This is a genomic window from Ornithinibacter sp., from assembly GCF_035443565.1.
Taxonomy (GTDB): domain Bacteria; phylum Actinomycetota; class Actinomycetes; order Actinomycetales; family Dermatophilaceae; genus Fodinibacter.
In genome coordinates this window covers 2,265-16,022 of the sequence record NZ_DAORSO010000055.1, presented here as the reverse complement: position 1 = coordinate 16,022, position 13,758 = coordinate 2,265, and the positions used below count along the sequence as shown (strand labels likewise).

At 70.6% G+C, this 13,758-nt stretch carries 13 protein-coding genes; 6 read left to right on the top strand and 7 right to left on the bottom strand.

Going from position 1 to position 13,758, the window contains the following annotated elements:
* Nucleotides 1–364 precede the first annotated feature (364 nt).
* Nucleotides 365–988: a class I SAM-dependent methyltransferase gene (locus tag PLL68_RS07910; protein ID WP_324533229.1), complete on the top strand. Its 624-nt coding sequence runs from the start codon at nt 365–367 to the stop codon at nt 986–988.
* Between the two features lie 19 nt (nt 989–1,007).
* Complete coding sequence (locus PLL68_RS07905; RefSeq protein ID WP_324533228.1) at nt 1,008–2,264, top strand: NAD(P)/FAD-dependent oxidoreductase; 1,257 nt, start codon at nt 1,008–1,010, stop codon at nt 2,262–2,264.
* Nucleotides 2,265–2,298: 34 nt separating this feature from the next.
* Here PLL68_RS07905 and PLL68_RS07900 read toward each other — a convergent pair whose 3' ends face one another.
* From PLL68_RS07900 to PLL68_RS07885, 4 genes are all read right to left on the bottom strand, one after another.
* A complete protein-coding gene (locus tag PLL68_RS07900; RefSeq protein WP_486657257.1) occupies nt 2,299–2,799 on the bottom strand; it encodes an O-acetyl-ADP-ribose deacetylase in 501 nt (166 codons plus the stop codon).
* Nucleotides 2,800–2,888: 89 nt separating this feature from the next.
* Nucleotides 2,889–3,905, bottom strand: a complete 1,017-nt coding sequence (locus PLL68_RS07895) for a VOC family protein (protein ID WP_324533226.1) — start codon at nt 3,903–3,905, stop codon at nt 2,889–2,891.
* The gene (locus PLL68_RS07890) at nt 3,902–4,771 is read right to left on the bottom strand and encodes an alpha/beta fold hydrolase (protein ID WP_324533225.1); all 870 of its coding nucleotides are present in this window, start codon (nt 4,769–4,771) and stop codon (nt 3,902–3,904) included. The genes PLL68_RS07895 and PLL68_RS07890 overlap by 4 nt, the downstream gene beginning before the upstream one ends.
* A 17-nt stretch (nt 4,772–4,788) precedes the next feature.
* Nucleotides 4,789–6,297, bottom strand: coding sequence for an FAD-dependent monooxygenase (locus tag PLL68_RS07885; protein WP_324533224.1), 1,509 nt, complete (start codon nt 6,295–6,297; stop codon nt 4,789–4,791).
* Here PLL68_RS07885 and PLL68_RS07880 point away from each other — a divergent pair.
* From PLL68_RS07880 to PLL68_RS07870, 3 genes are all read left to right on the top strand, one after another.
* Entirely contained in the window at nt 6,266–6,868 is a 603-nt protein-coding gene (locus PLL68_RS07880; protein WP_324533230.1) for a TetR/AcrR family transcriptional regulator, read from the top strand. The two genes, PLL68_RS07885 and PLL68_RS07880, sit on opposite strands and share 32 nt — an antisense overlap.
* 161 nt (nt 6,869–7,029) lie before the next feature.
* Nucleotides 7,030–7,539 (top strand): GNAT family N-acetyltransferase, encoded by a 510-nt coding sequence (locus PLL68_RS07875; RefSeq protein ID WP_324533223.1) that lies wholly within the window; start codon nt 7,030–7,032, stop codon nt 7,537–7,539.
* 93 nt (nt 7,540–7,632) lie between these two features.
* Nucleotides 7,633–8,217 (top strand): 1-acyl-sn-glycerol-3-phosphate acyltransferase, encoded by a 585-nt coding sequence (locus PLL68_RS07870; protein WP_324533222.1) that lies wholly within the window; start codon nt 7,633–7,635, stop codon nt 8,215–8,217.
* Here PLL68_RS07870 and PLL68_RS07865 read toward each other — a convergent pair.
* From PLL68_RS07865 to PLL68_RS07855, 3 genes are all read right to left on the bottom strand, one after another.
* Entirely contained in the window at nt 8,214–10,295 is a 2,082-nt protein-coding gene (locus PLL68_RS07865; RefSeq protein WP_324533221.1) for an NAD(+) synthase, read from the bottom strand. The two genes, PLL68_RS07870 and PLL68_RS07865, sit on opposite strands and share 4 nt — an antisense overlap.
* Nucleotides 10,296–10,394: 99 nt before the next feature.
* The gene (locus tag PLL68_RS07860; RefSeq protein ID WP_324533220.1) at nt 10,395–10,919 is read right to left on the bottom strand and encodes a DUF2231 domain-containing protein; all 525 of its coding nucleotides are present in this window, start codon (nt 10,917–10,919) and stop codon (nt 10,395–10,397) included.
* Between the two features lie 235 nt (nt 10,920–11,154).
* Entirely contained in the window at nt 11,155–12,129 is a 975-nt protein-coding gene (locus tag PLL68_RS07855; protein WP_324533219.1) for an NADPH:quinone oxidoreductase family protein, read from the bottom strand.
* A 65-nt stretch (nt 12,130–12,194) separates the two neighbouring features.
* Between PLL68_RS07855 and PLL68_RS07850 the strand changes: the two genes are divergently transcribed.
* Nucleotides 12,195–13,433, top strand: coding sequence for an MFS transporter (locus tag PLL68_RS07850; protein WP_324533218.1), 1,239 nt, complete (start codon nt 12,195–12,197; stop codon nt 13,431–13,433).
* Nucleotides 13,434–13,758 lie beyond the last annotated feature (325 nt).

The following is a 13,758-nucleotide window of genomic DNA, read 5'->3' as shown; positions in this document are numbered from 1 at the left end:
GCGATCAACAAGTCGCGTGACACGCCGATCCACAGGTCTTGACTATTGCTCCACCGCGATGGTTGCGGGGCTCTCAGCCGCAAGCACTTTGACGCCACCTGCAGCTGGACACTTGTTCACCGCTGGCCCGGCGCTCGCGACCGGTGCGGCAATTGTTGCCGACGCGACCATCATCAAAGTGGTGAGCAGGAATCGACCGAACACGAGTCCTCCTTGACCTTTGGACGCGGCCTTCACGGCCACGCCAGCGAGGCACACGCTAGTGAGGAGGTGGCGCGAGCGTCCATAGCCCAAACAGGCCAGGTTCTCCTCCCGGCTCAGTGCATGATTCTCGGCCGGTGGCGTCGGGACTAGGGTCGACTGCATGCACGAACACAAGCGGTTCGATGACGAGGCCGCCACATGGGACGACGCCCCCGGCCACGAGGAGCGGCAGGTCGCCGTGGCACAGGCCATCGCACGCGCGGTCAGCCTCAACCCCGGGATGCGTGCGCTGGACATCGGCGGTGGCACCGGTCGCCTCAGCATCCTGCTCTCCGACAGGGTGGGTTCCGTTGTCGTGACCGATCCCTCCGCAGGAATGGTGCAGGTGGCACAGGAGCGGATCGATGCGGCTGGGCTCGGTGACCGACTTCGCGCTGTGCGGGCAGACCTCACGACGGACTCTCTTGATGGCACCTATGACGTGGCCTGGAGCTCGATGGCGCTGCACCACGTGCAGGACCTCGATGCGCTGCTGCGGTCCCTGGCGGGCCTCTTGGTGACCGGTGGTCATGTGGCCATCGCGGACCTTGACGAGGATCCCGAGGGCGCCTTCCACGCCGAGAAGGTCGACTTCGACGGCCATCATGGATTCGACAGGGACCGCCTCGCTAAGCAGCTGGCACACGCAGGATTCGCCGACGTCGCCTTCGTTGACGCCACGACGATCCTCAAGGGCGACCGCGAGTTCGGTGTGTTCCTGTGCACGGCGACCAAGGGCGCATGAGCCGGCGCAGCAGCATCCGATGAGCTCCCACCGACCGGATGCCGTCGTCGTGGGCGGCGGTCCCGCGGCCGGTGCCGCGGCGCGCGCCCTCGCGGCCGCAGGGCGGCACGTCATTCTTCTCACCGCAGAGGACCGGTCCCCGTACGACCGCACGGTGCTGTCCAAGGACGTGCTGCTGCTCCCGGGCGCGACGGTGCCCGAGGTGTGGCCCGCGGGGGATCCGTGGCGCGAGCGCATCGAGGTGCGCACCAACACGACGGTCGCCAGCCTGGACCCCGACGCGAGGCGGCTCGTCACGGCATCCGGTGACGTGGTCCCCTTCGAGTCGGTGATCCTCGCGACGGGGGCGCAGCCCCGGCGTCTCGCCCTGCCGGGGGCTGACGGCGAGGGCGTGCACTACCTCCGTGACACCACGGACGCCGCGGCGCTCTCCCAGGCGCTGGACCACGCGAGCCGCCTGGTCATCGTCGGCGGAGGCGTCATCGGGCTCGAGGTGGCGGCCGCCGCAGCGACCCGCGGGGTGGACGTCGTGGTCCTCGAGGCCGCAGACCGGGTGCTCGCGCGAGGCGTCCCCGCGGCGGTGGCCGGGTGGCTGTGCGCCCTTCACGAGGCACACGGGGTGGTCGTGCGCACGGGTGTGGCGCCGGATGCCGTGCTGCGCTCGCCGGACGGTGCCGTCACCGGTGTCCGGCTGGCCGACGGAACCGTCGTGCCGGCCGACGCGGTGGTGGCCGGCATCGGCATCGTCCCGCGTGATGGGCTGGCGCGGGCCGCTGGGCTGGCGGTCGACGACGGCATCCTCATCGACCCCACGGGACGCACGTCACATCCCCACGTGTTCGCCGCGGGTGATGCGGTGCGCACGCGGCACCCGGGTGAGGCACACGGCATCCGGCTCGAGTCGTTCACGGCGGCCGGACGCCAGGGTGAGGTGGCCGCCCACACGGTGCTCGGCCAGGACGATGCCTTCACCGACGTGCCGTGGTGGTGGTCCGACCAGTACGACGCGACCGTGCAGTCAATGGGTGTCGCCCCGGCAGGCGCGCGCGAGGAGGTGCTCGACGTGCCGGGCGGCCTCCTCGTGCTCTCCGTGGTCGGTGACCGGCTCGTGGCAGCCTGCGGTGTCACCCACGGCCCGGGCATCGCCCGCGCGGTGCGGGTGGCCGGGCCGGCGATCGCGGCCGGAGCCCGCCTCGACGTCGGTGCGGCTCACGCCGCGGCCGGGGACCTCGCGGCGCTGACCGCGGTGCTGCGCACCGCCGCCCGACCCCACTGACCAGCGCCGCGCAGCGACGATCCACCTGGCGGGGTCATCCCCGCCGAAGTGCGTCCTCAATCGCGGCATACGACGCACGGTCGAACGCCACCATCCGCGCCTCGGCCACCTGGGTCTGCGCTGATCGAAAGACCTCCAGGGCTGCGTCGATCGCGTCGGACTTCGGCCAGCCATAGCTGCCGGCGCTGACCAGGGGGAAGGCGATCGTCCGTGCACCGAGCTCGTCGGCCACCGCGAGCGCCCGCTGGTAGCAGGAGGTCAGCAGAGTGCGGTCGCGCTCGCCGCGGTTGTAGTTCGGACCGACCACATGGATGACCCACCGCGCCGGCATCAAGCCTGCCGTCGTCCAACCGGCATCGCCCGTAGCGAGCCCTGCCGGGAACCGTCTGCGGCAGTCCTCCAGGACGGCTGGCCCACCGGCACGGTGGATGGCTCCATCCACGCCGCCACCACCGCGCATTGCGCGATTGGCGGCGTTGACGACTGCGTCGACGTCCTGGGCGGTGATGTCGCCCTCGACGATCGTGATCTCCATGAACTCAACGTAGTCCCGCCCCCCGACGTCGCCGACGACGAGGACGCCGCCGGACGGCATCCAACGTCACCGTCGGCGTGCGGCCGCGACTAGTGGACGGACACGGGCAGTGCTTCGGGATGCCGGGCCTGGGGCACCGTGGCCTCGGCGTGGGTCAGGGAGGTGACGGCGTGGCGGAACATGGTCAGCTTGTGGACGACGTCCTCGCCGACCGGGGTGTGGCCCCAGGTCGAGATGCCGGGGTAGGTGGTCGGCTCCCAGGTGGACTCCAGCTCGGGAGTCACCAGCACGGGGTTCCAGCCGACCTCCAGCTCGAAGCCGGACGGGGTGCGGCAGTAGTACGACAGCTCGCGGTCGTTGGTGTGCTGGCCGATCGACCACATCATCCGGAACCCCTCGGCAGTGACGCGCTCGAAGGAGGCGACCATGTCGTCCAGGGTCGCGACCTGGATGTTGGCGTGCTGGATCCGGGTTCGGATGGGGTCGGCCGACACCTGCCGGACGTTCGCGATGGCCACGGAGTGGTGCCGCTGGTTGACTCGCAGGAACCGGATGCGCAGCTTCATCGGGCCGATCCGCTCGAGGATGAAGTCGGACAGTCGCGCGTCGAACAGCGTCGCGTAGTAGCTGTGCACCCCGAGCACGTCCTTGCTGGTGATGGCGACGTGCCCCATGCCGCTGTCACCGGTGACGAAGCCGGATGCCGTCATCCGCAGCGGTTCCGGGGTGAGGGTGGGCGTGGTGAAGATCTCGGTGACACCGCCCTTGGGTGCGGCGAAGCGCCAGAGGCGTTCGACGCCGCGCAGGGCGCACTCCTCCGGGGTGCCCTCACGCACCGGGAGGCCGCGCGCGGTCACGCGGGAGAGGATCTCGTCGAAGACCTCGTGGCTGGTGACCTGCCAGCCGAAGGCCGTGACGTCCTCGGCCGGGCCGCGCTGCAGCAGGAAGCGGCAGGTGTGGTCCTCGATCCGGAAGCGGGAGACGTCGCTGGTCAGCGTGTCGACGTGCAGCCCGATGGCGTCGGCTCCGAAGCGTCGCCAGTCGGACAGGCGGTTGGACTCCACGACGAGGTAGCCGAGCTGGACGGAGCCGAAGACGTCGATCATGCTGCGGGGTCCTGCTCGGCACGCGCCGCCGAGGTGGCCTCTCCGAGGAACAGCTCCGCGAGGGCGACGAACCGGTCGGCCTGCTCGATCTGCACCCAATGCCCGGTGTTCGGGAGCACGTGCAGCTGGGCGTTGGGCAGGTGCTGCGCAAGGTGGTGCGAGGCGGCCACGGGGATGATGCGGTCCTCGCGGCCGTGCAGCAGCAGCACCTGGTGGTCGATGCCGGCAAGCTGCTCGGGGGTGAAGACCAGCGGTGGCCCCTGGGGTGAGAAGGTGCGTTCGTGGGAGCGGCGGATGTCGGCCCGGGCGGCGTACCGGGCGCGGTCGGCGGCGATCTGCTCGATCGCGTCGCCGTAGCGGCTGGTGTCGACCATGAACGCCCTGATCAGGCTGAGCATCGCCTCCGGCGAGGGGTCGTCGTAGTACTTCACCATCGCGAACAGGTCGGGGGTGGGGGTCATGGGAGCGCCACCACTTCCCATCAGGATGGCGCGGTCGAAGCGGTACGGCTGGGCGATGAGCAACAACAGGGAGATCATGCCGCCCATGGAGTTGCCGACGAGGTGAGCGCGCTCGACGCCAAGCACGTCGAGCAGCTGGAGGAGCGCATTGGCGCGCTCCTCGGCCGAGTGCGCCACCCCGAGGGGCAGGTCGGGGTGGCTCGACTCGCCGAAGCCGAGCAGGTCGGGGGCCACGTGGTGGAAGCCGGGAAGCCGCCCGAGGACGCCTTCCCAGTTCGACAGGGCGCTGACGCCGGGGCCGGACCCGTGCAGCCAGAGGATGGTCGGGTCGGCGGGGTCCCCGACCTGGTGGGTGCGCAGCATCCACCGCCCGAGGTCGACGTCGGTGGTGCGCAACTGGGTCATGAGCGGTCCTTCGCGGTTCAGGCGCGGATGGGTGTGGGAGAGGGGGCGGGAGCGTGCGACGTCGCCGAGGTGGTGCGGTCGAGGTTGCCGCGGGGGGCCGGGACGTCGAGCCCGGTGGCGTCGGTGGCGGCGACGAAGCGGTCGGGCCGCACGACGAGGACCCGGGCGTGGAACCGCTTCATCCAGTCGGTGAGCGACCCGGTGGTGTCGATGACGACGTCGGGATCGTCGGCGGTGGAGAACGACCGCCGGACGGTGACGAACCGGGCTCCGAGCGCCGCCCACGCCGCGACCTGGTGAGCGGTCATCGAGTCGCGGAGGTCGGCATCCGCACCGATCACGACGAAGCCGGACCCGACGAGGTCGTCGAAGCGGTGCTCGCGGCCCTGTCGGTCGAAGACGGTCGGCTGCGGGATCATCCGGCCCAGTGCGTTGCGCCGTCCCGGGGTCCCGGTCACCCATCCCCGCTGGAAGCGGATGGTGCTGCTGCGCGGCAGGAGGATCCGGTTCGCGCCGGGCATGTGCATCAGCACGGGCCCGAGGGCGTTGCGCACCCGGACGAGCAGGGGGTTGTCGGCCTCGACGAGCTGGCCGAGCCGCTGCGACATGGTCGTGAGCATCTGCACGTGCGGCCGGCGCTCGGACTCGACGGTGTCGAGCAGGGCCTCGTCGGCGCGGCCCTGGCAGATGGCGGCCAGCTTCCACGCGACGTTGTGGGCGTCACGGATGCCGGACTGCATCCCCTGACCGGCCCACGGTGGCATCAGGTGGGCCGCGTCACCGATGAGGACGACCCGACCCCTGCGCCAGGCGTCGACGTGCCGCACGTGGTGGCTGTAGAACGCCCACCCCTTGATGCGGGCGTCTCGGCGGCTGATGCCGAGCTGCGACAACCGCTCCCAGACGTGGTCCTCGGTGGCGTAGTCCTCGTCCACCTCGCCCGCGCCGAGGGGGATCTCCCAGCGGTGGTTGCCCTTGGCCAGCGGGATGTCGACGACGGGGCGGACGGGGTCGGACCAGAAGACGAGCTCGTCGCAGTCCGGCCAGGGCTGCAGCACCTCCCCGTCGATGACCATCCACCGTCGTGGGCGGGTGGCGCCGACCATCGTCAGGCCGACGTTCTCCCGTACCCGGCTGCTGCCTCCGTCGGCACCGACGACGTGGCGCACCCGAAGTGCGTAGGGGATGCCGTCGGCATCCGTCGCCATGAGCGTCACCCCGTCGGCGTCCTGGGTCAGGCCGGTGAAGCAGTGCCCGAAACGCACGTCGAGCGAGTCGTACCCGGCGGCGTTCTCCCGGATGACGGCTTCCATCTCGGGCTGGTAGATCATCATCGCCGGCGGGTGGCCGAGGACGTCTTGGGACGGCACGAGGCGCAGCACGAGGTGGTCGTCGTGCGTCTTCCAGGTCACCGAGCGGGCGATGTCCATGTCCTCCTTGACGCGCTCGGCGACCCCGAGCTCCTGGAGGATGCGCAGCGACCAGTCGTTGACCGTGACGGCGCGGGCCCGGGAGTACAGGTACATCCTCGACGCGGCATCCCGGGTGATGTCGATGCACGGCTACGAGGGGGCGAGCATCTCGGCGATCATCAAGGAGTCGGGGATCCAGAAGAGCTCGATCTACTGGCAGTTCGACTCGAAGGCAGCCATCGCCGCCGCCGTCATGGAACGCGGCGCCCGTCGCTTCTTCGACGCCATCACCATCAAGGGAACCCGCGGCAACGCCGGTGCCCGGCTGCGACGGTCGCTGCGCGAGGTCGCCGTGCTGCTCGATGAGCACCAGGAGTTCCTGCGGCTCTTCCTGCTGCTGCTCATCACCAACCGCGACCCTGACGTGGCGGTGATCCTCGACCGGGTTCGCACCGAGGCCCGCGTGCGGATGCACGAACTGGTCGAGATCGCCTTCGAGGCCGAGGGTCCGGACGTGGCTCGTGCTGTCGCGGATCGCTTGGCGGGTTTCGGGGTGATCCTCATCGACGGCACCTTCCTGGCGGAGCAGGTCTACGGCGTCGAGGGGCGCAACCGGCGGGTCAAGGACATGGCGGAGTCGCTCGAGCACTACGGAGCAGCCATCGCCGCAGCACGCCGAACCTGATCGGCGTGATGACCTGACGATCAGCCGGTGGGTTTGCGGCCGTGATGAACCGACCCGGCATCCCAGAGCGAGGGTCGGTGACATGCAGGGAGCGCGGCATATCGCGCACCCTGCATGTCGTGAGGGAACATCAACTCGAGCAGGTCCGTAGATTGACCCCCATGCCGCCCGCCTCCTCCCGCGTCCGCCCCGCTGTCGTCGCTGACGTGCCCGTGATCCTTCAACTCGTGCGCGAGCTCGCCGAGTACGAGAAGGCCCTGCACGAGGTCGACGCGACGCTCGAGCAGCTGGAGCAGGCGCTGTTCCCCGACGGCCACGAGCCGGCAGCGTTCGCCCACGTCGCCGAGGTCGACGGTGAGGTCGTCGGGTGCGCCATCTGGTTTCTGTCGTTCTCGACGTGGACCGGCACCCACGGCATCTGGCTCGAAGACCTCTACGTCACACCGGCGCAGCGCGGCTCAGGGCTGGGGCAGGAGCTGCTGCGCACGCTGGCCGACATCTGCGTCGAGCGTGGCTACCACCGCCTCGAGTGGTGGGTGCTCGACTGGAACACCCCGAGCATCGGGTTCTACGAGTCGATCGGCGCGGTCGCGCAGGACGAGTGGACCCGCTTCCGCCTCGATGGCAATGCCTTGGATGCCGTTGCCGGGCGACGCTCGCCCCTCGCCTGACGTCGGTCGCCCGAAACCGGTCGCCTTGCGTCCGGCAGACTGGTGCCCCGAACCGCCAACCTGCCGGACGTTGTGCTGGCACCAGGAGCTGAGATGACCACGCTGCGCGCTCGATTCGCGGCCTTCGTGCTGCGCATCGCCGGCTGGACCGCCGTCGGGGAGGTGCCGCGAACCGGCATCCTCGTCGGTGCCCCGCACACCTCCAACTGGGACTTCATCATGATGCTGCTCATCATGTGGCGCGGTGGCGTCTCCCCCCGGGTGCTCATCAAGCAGGAGATCTTCCGCGGCCCTCTCGGGTGGCTGCTGCCCCGGCTCGGCGGCATCCCGCTCGACCGCTCCAGCCCCGGAGCAGTCATCCGCCAGCTCGTGGCGCAGGCCCGCACCGGCGAGCCGTTCCTGCTGATCCTCGCCGCCGAGGGCACCCGCAGCAAGGGTGAGTACTGGAAGTCGGGGTTCTGGCGGATCGCCCGCTCGACCGGGCTGCCGATCTCGCTCGCGTTCGTCGACGGGCCGAGCAAGACCTCAGGTTTCGGCCCGACCTTCAAGCCCACGAATGACGTCGTCGCCGACATGGACTTCGTGCGCGAGTTCTACGCCGACAAGCGCGGCATCCACCCCGAGCGCCGCACCGAGCCCCGCCTGCGCGAAGAACTCACCGCGGGCGAGGCCAGCTAGGCCTCCGGGACGTTCGCCTCGAGCTCGGCCAGCCAAGGACCCGACCCGGCGTCCGACGGCATCCGCCAGTCACCGCGCGGGGACAGCGAACCGCCCGAGACGACCTTCGGCCCGTTCGGGATCGCCGATCGCTTGAACTGGTTGGCGAAGAAGCGCCAGTGGAAGGTCCTCATCCAGCGGCGGATCGTCGCGAGGTCGTATGCCGGCCGCGCGCCTTCCGGGTACCCCGACGGCCACAGCCCGCTCCCGGCATCCGACCAGGCGTGCTCAGCGAGGAAGGCGATCTTGCTCGGGCGGTAGCCGCGGCGCAGCACGTGGAAGAGCGTGAAGTCCTGAAGGGCGTAGGGGCCGACCGAGTCCTCGGTGGACTGGATGCGCTCGCCCTCCTTCGCCGGGACGAGCTCGGGGCTGATCTCCTGGTCGAGGATCGCGAGGAGCGTGCCGTTGACCGGCCCCTCGAACTGCTGCGACGACACGACCCAGCGGATGAGGTGCTGCATCAGCGTCTTCGGCACACCGGCGTTGACCCCGTAGTGCGACATCTGGTCGCCGACGCCGTACGTGCACCAGCCGAGCGCCAGCTCCGACAGGTCGCCGGTGCCGAGCACGATGCCGCCGCGCTGGTTGGCCGCCCGGAAGAGGTAGTCGGTGCGCAGCCCGGCCTGGACGTTCTCGAAGGTGACGTCGTAGACCTCCTCGCCGCGGCCGAACGGGTGGCCGAGGTCCTCGAGCATCTGGGTCGCCGCGGGGCGGATGTCGAGCTCCTCCCACGTGATCTCGAGCGACTCCATGAGGTGGATGGCGTTGCTCTTCGTGCCAGCGCTCGTCGCGAAGCCCGGCATCGTGAAGCCGATGATGTGGGTGCGCGGCAGGCCGAGCCGGTCGCACGCCTTGGCCGCGACGATCAGCGCGTGGGTGGAGTCGAGCCCGCCCGAGACGCCGATGACGATCTTGGGCATCCGGGCCGGGTCGCCGCCGCCGATGGCGCGCATCCGCTGCTCGAGCCCGGAGACCTGGATGTTGTAGGCCTCGTAACAGTCCTGGGCCAGGCGGGCTTCGTCGTCGGGCACGAAGGGGAAGCGGTCGACGGCGCGGCGCAACCCCAGGTCGCCGCTAGGCGGACGCAGCGTGAAGGGCACGACGCGGAACCCGCCCTGGTCGGCCGCGTACGCCTCGGCGTTGTCGTGGAAGCTGCCCTGGCGGATGCGCTCCTGGCGCAGCCGGTCGAGGTCGACGTCGACGACCGTGCGACGGGGGCCGTCGGGGAACCGGTCGGACTCCCCGAGCAGATCGCCCATCTCGTAGACCATCGTCATGCCGTCCCACGACAGGTCGGTGGTCGACTCCCCGTCGCTCGCGGCGGCGTAGAGGTAGGCGGCGAGGCAGCGGGCGCTCGCCGAACGCGCCAGCAGGTGTCGGTCCTCGGCGCGTCCCACCGTGATGGGGGAGGCCGAGAGGTTGAGCAGCACGGTCGCGCCGGCCAGGGCGGCTTCGTGGCTCGGTGGCACCGGCACCCACATGTCCTCGCAGATCTCGACGTGCACGGCGAGGTCGGGGTGGTCGTCGGCGGTGAACAGCAGGTCGGGGCCGAAGGGGATCTCGCCGTCGGCGTCGGCGCCGGGCCAGTGCGGCCGCACGAGGAACTCGCCCTGGTGACCGGCGCCCGAGGCGAAGTGCCGCTTCTCGTAGAACTCGCGGTAGTTCGGCAGGAACGACTTGGGGGAGACCCCGAGGATCTCGCCGCGGTGGAGGACGATTCCGCAGTTGTACAGCCGGTTGCCGTGGCGCACCGGGGCCCCGACGACGACCAGCGGCAGCAACTTGGCGGTCGCCTCGGCGATGGTCACGACGGCCTCGTCCACGGCCTCCAGCAGGACGTCCTGCAGGAGGAGGTCGTCGATGGCGTACCCCGACAGGCTGAGTTCGGGGAACAGGGCCACCGCGACGCCGTCGTCGTGGCAGGCCTTGACCTGTTGGATGATCCGCTCGGCGTTGGTGGCCGCATCGGCCAGCGCCACGGGCACGGTGCACGAGGCGACGCGGGCGAACCCCTGGGCGTAGATGTTGCGGAAGTCCATGGTTGGCAGCCTAGGGGGCCGGATGCCGTGCCACGCCTTTCGCGCAACGTCCGGCAGCTTGGTGGCTGGGGCAGCCAACCTGCCGGACGTCGTCGGGGGTCAGTCGCCGTCCCCGCCGCTGCTCACGACCTGCTGGCCGACGCCGTCCCACACCGAGGACGCGCCGCTGTGCCCGATGCGCACCACCTGCACCGTCGTCGCGAGCACCGCGATGACACACAGGACCATGACCGCGAGCATCGCGGGTGGGCGCCCGCCCGCGGCTCCACCACCAGAAGCGCCGTCGGGTGCCGTGGCGCGGCTTCGTCGGTCGACGAACCACAGTGCCCAGGCGGCAAGGGCCAGGAACAGGACGAAGAAGACGAGGCTGTCGCCGAGTTCGGCGTGCTCCTCGACGGCTGCGCTCTCGGCGACCCGCTTCTCCAGGGCCTCTCCGCTCTGGGTGGCGAACGGCACCATGATCAGCGCGATCGTGGCCGTGATCGGCGTGAGGATGCCTGCCCACGCGCGGATTCGCGGCGATAGGGCCGCGAGGAGCACAAGCAGTGCGGCCAGCGGCACGAGAACCACGACCGCGTGGACGATGAGCGGGTGCAGCGGGATGCCGCCGATGGTGTCGAACACGTGTACCTCCGGTCAGGGACGTCGCACGGGCTGCACAACATGACAGCCGCGACGGACCGCGCACATCGCGGCTGGTCTCCACTGTGTCCTGCTGAGGCGCCCGCCTGCCTCAAGTCAGTCCTAAGGGAGCGTGATGTTTCGGCCCGCTGATGCCGCTGCGCTTCGTCGTGAGTGCGGAAGTGGTGGCCCTGGCGACCACTTCCGCACTCACGGCGAAAGTCAGGGGGTCAGGGGGTCAGGGGGTGAGGAGGATCTTCCCGATCGCCCGGCGCTCGTCGACGGCGGTGAGGGCCGCGACGACGTCATCGAGCTCGCGGACCTCGCCGATCACGGGGTCGATGGCGCCGGACTCGAGGAGCGGCAGCAGGTCGTCCCACTGGCGGCGCAGGTAGGCGGGTCCGGGCCCACCGCGACCGGTCCACCATGCACCCCACCCGACACCGACGACGGAGAGGTTGCCCAGCAGCAGTCGGTTGACCTTGACCTCGGGGATCGACCCTGCCGTGAAGCCGATGACGAGCAGCCGCCCGCCCGGGGACAGCGAGCGCAACGAGTCGGTGAAGCGGTCGCCGCCCACGGGGTCGACCACGAGGTCGACGCCGCGCCGGCTCGTGAGGTCAGCGACGGCATCCCTGAAACCGTCAGCGAGGACGACATCGTGCGCGCCGGCGGCCCGAGCCACGTCGGCCTTGTCGTCCGAGGAGACCACCGCGATGACGCGGGCGCCCCACGCCGCGGCGAGCTGCACGGCCGCCGTGCCGATTCCGCCAGCGGCGCCGTGCACCAGCACCGTCTCCCCGGCGGCGAGCTGCCCCCGCTCGCGCAGCGCGAAGTGGCAGGTGAGGTAGTTCATCGGTAGCGCCGCCGCGGCCTCGAAGGTCACCGAGTCGGGCAGCGGGAAGACCATGGCGGGGTCAGCGGCCACGACCGAGGCGAAGCCCCCGAGGAACGGGAACGCGGCCACCCGATCGCCCTCGGTGAACTCGCTGCCGACCGGTGCCGACCGCACCCGCCCGGCCACCTCGGAGCCCGGCACGAACGGCAGGTCGGGTGTGATCTGGTACTGGCCGCGGGTCAGCAGTACGTCCGGGAAGCAGACCCCCGCCGCCGCGACCTCGATGACCACCTTCGAGGTGTCGGTGGGGTCCGGCAGGTCGAGCACCTCCACCGCGGCCGGTCCGTCGAGGCTGGTCACCATGGCTGCGCGCATGCCGCCATCGTAGGTGGGGGCCGTTTTTGGGGAATGCCGCAGCGTTCGCGGGCGCTGCACGTCCAGTGCCCCAACCTCGTCACGCCACCCTGGCCACCATCGCGCTGATCCTCGGTGGCGTCGCCATCGGCACCACCGAGTTCGTGACGATGGGCCTGCTGCCCGAGATCGCCGACGGCGTCGGGGTCGATATCCCCACGGCCGGGCACACGATCTCCGCGTACGCCGCGGGCGTCGTCATCGGTGCGCCGCTGCTTGCCGTGCTCGGCGCCACCTGGCCGCGCAAAGCGCTGCTCATCGGGCTGATGGTGGCCTTCACCATCGGCAACCTGCTCTCGGCCATCGCCCCTGACTACGGGCTGCTCGTCGGGGCCCGGCTGCTCGCGGGCCTGCCGCACGGTGCCTTCTTCGGGGTCGCCGCACTCGTCGCCGTCGACCTCGCCCAGCGCGGCCAGGCCGGCCGCGCCGTCGGGCGGGTCATGCTCGGCATCCCCATCGCGAACGTCCTCGGCGTGCCGGGCGCCACGTGGCTCGGCCAGGCCTACGGGTGGCGCACCGCGTACGTGTTGGTCGCGGTGATCGGCGTCGCGACCGTCGCTCTCATCGCGTATGCCGTGCCGCACCTTCCCGCCGACCCCACCCGCACCGTCCGCAGCGAACTGAGCGCCCTGACCAGCCTCCAGGTGTGGCTCACCCTCGGGGTCGGAGCGGTCGGCTTCGGCGGCATGTTCGCGATGTACTCCTACATCGCCCCGACGGTCACCGACGTGACGGGCCTGCCGGCATCCGCCGTGCCGCTCTTCCTGCTCGTCTTCGGCGTCTCGGGGTTCATCGGCAACATCGTCGCCGGTCGCATGGGGGACTGGTCGGTCATCCGCTCGATCGTCATCGGTCTGGTCGGGATGGGCGTGGCGCTGGGGGTGTTCGCGGCGGTTGCGTCGTATGCCGTGCCGGCCCTGGTCGTCCTCGCCCTCACCGCGGTGCTCGCGTCGGTCCTCGTCATCAACCTGCAGCTGCGCCTCATGCAGGTCGCGGGGTCGGCGCAGACCCTGGCCGCGGCCAGCAACCACGCGGCGCTGAACCTCGCGAACGCCCTCGGCGCCTGGCTCGGTGGGCTCGTCATCGCGGCCGGCTACGGCTACCGGGCGCCCTCGGTCGTCGGGGTGGGCCTGGCCGTGCTGGGCCTGGCCATCCTCGGCATCTCGCTGCTGATCCACCGGCGCGACCACCCCGGGCGGGTGTCGATCCGGCCCGGTGGCCCGGCCGGTCGTGACGCGTCCTCCTCGGTGGCGCAGGTCTCCTGAGGCAACCGGGGCGGCGCTGCTCGCTGATTTCCTGTGAGAGGGGAGTGAGGGGTGCTGTCAGAGGAACCTGCACCGAGCAAGGGATTCCTTGCGGGCGGAAAGGAAACCTGACAGCACCCCTACGACCTCCCTCAGCCGCGAACGGAGGTCCGCGATCGGGATGTCCCCGATCAAGACCTTCGGCTGAGGTGACCCGGATCGTCAGGACGACGCATGGTGATGCGACACACGCAACCGTCACGGCATCTGGTGGTGGTCCGTAGGGTGGCCGTATGCCGAGCACCCTCACGTGCCGGGTCGAGGGCGGCGTCGCCCAGGTCCGGCT

Bases quoted from the DNA above. Each gene is read 5' to 3' on its own strand.
- PLL68_RS07910 (WP_324533229.1), top strand. From the start codon at position 365: ATGCACGAACACAAGCGGTTCGATGACGAGGCCGCCACATGGGACGAC.
- PLL68_RS07870 (WP_324533222.1), top strand. From the start codon at position 7,633: ATGACCACGCTGCGCGCTCGATTCGCGGCCTTCGTGCTGCGCATCGCC.
- PLL68_RS07865 (WP_324533221.1), bottom strand. From the start codon at position 10,295: ATGGACTTCCGCAACATCTACGCCCAGGGGTTCGCCCGCGTCGCCTCG.
- PLL68_RS07895 (WP_324533226.1), bottom strand. From the start codon at position 3,905: ATGATCGACGTCTTCGGCTCCGTCCAGCTCGGCTACCTCGTCGTGGAG.
- PLL68_RS07875 (WP_324533223.1), top strand. From the start codon at position 7,030: ATGCCGCCCGCCTCCTCCCGCGTCCGCCCCGCTGTCGTCGCTGACGTG.
- PLL68_RS07900 (WP_486657257.1), bottom strand. From the start codon at position 2,799: ATGGAGATCACGATCGTCGAGGGCGACATCACCGCCCAGGACGTCGAC.
- PLL68_RS07905 (WP_324533228.1), top strand. From the start codon at position 1,008: ATGAGCTCCCACCGACCGGATGCCGTCGTCGTGGGCGGCGGTCCCGCG.
- PLL68_RS07885 (WP_324533224.1), bottom strand. From the start codon at position 6,297: ATGTACCTGTACTCCCGGGCCCGCGCCGTCACGGTCAACGACTGGTCG.
- PLL68_RS07855 (WP_324533219.1), bottom strand. From the start codon at position 12,129: ATGCGCGCAGCCATGGTGACCAGCCTCGACGGACCGGCCGCGGTGGAG.
- PLL68_RS07890 (WP_324533225.1), bottom strand. From the start codon at position 4,771: ATGACCCAGTTGCGCACCACCGACGTCGACCTCGGGCGGTGGATGCTG.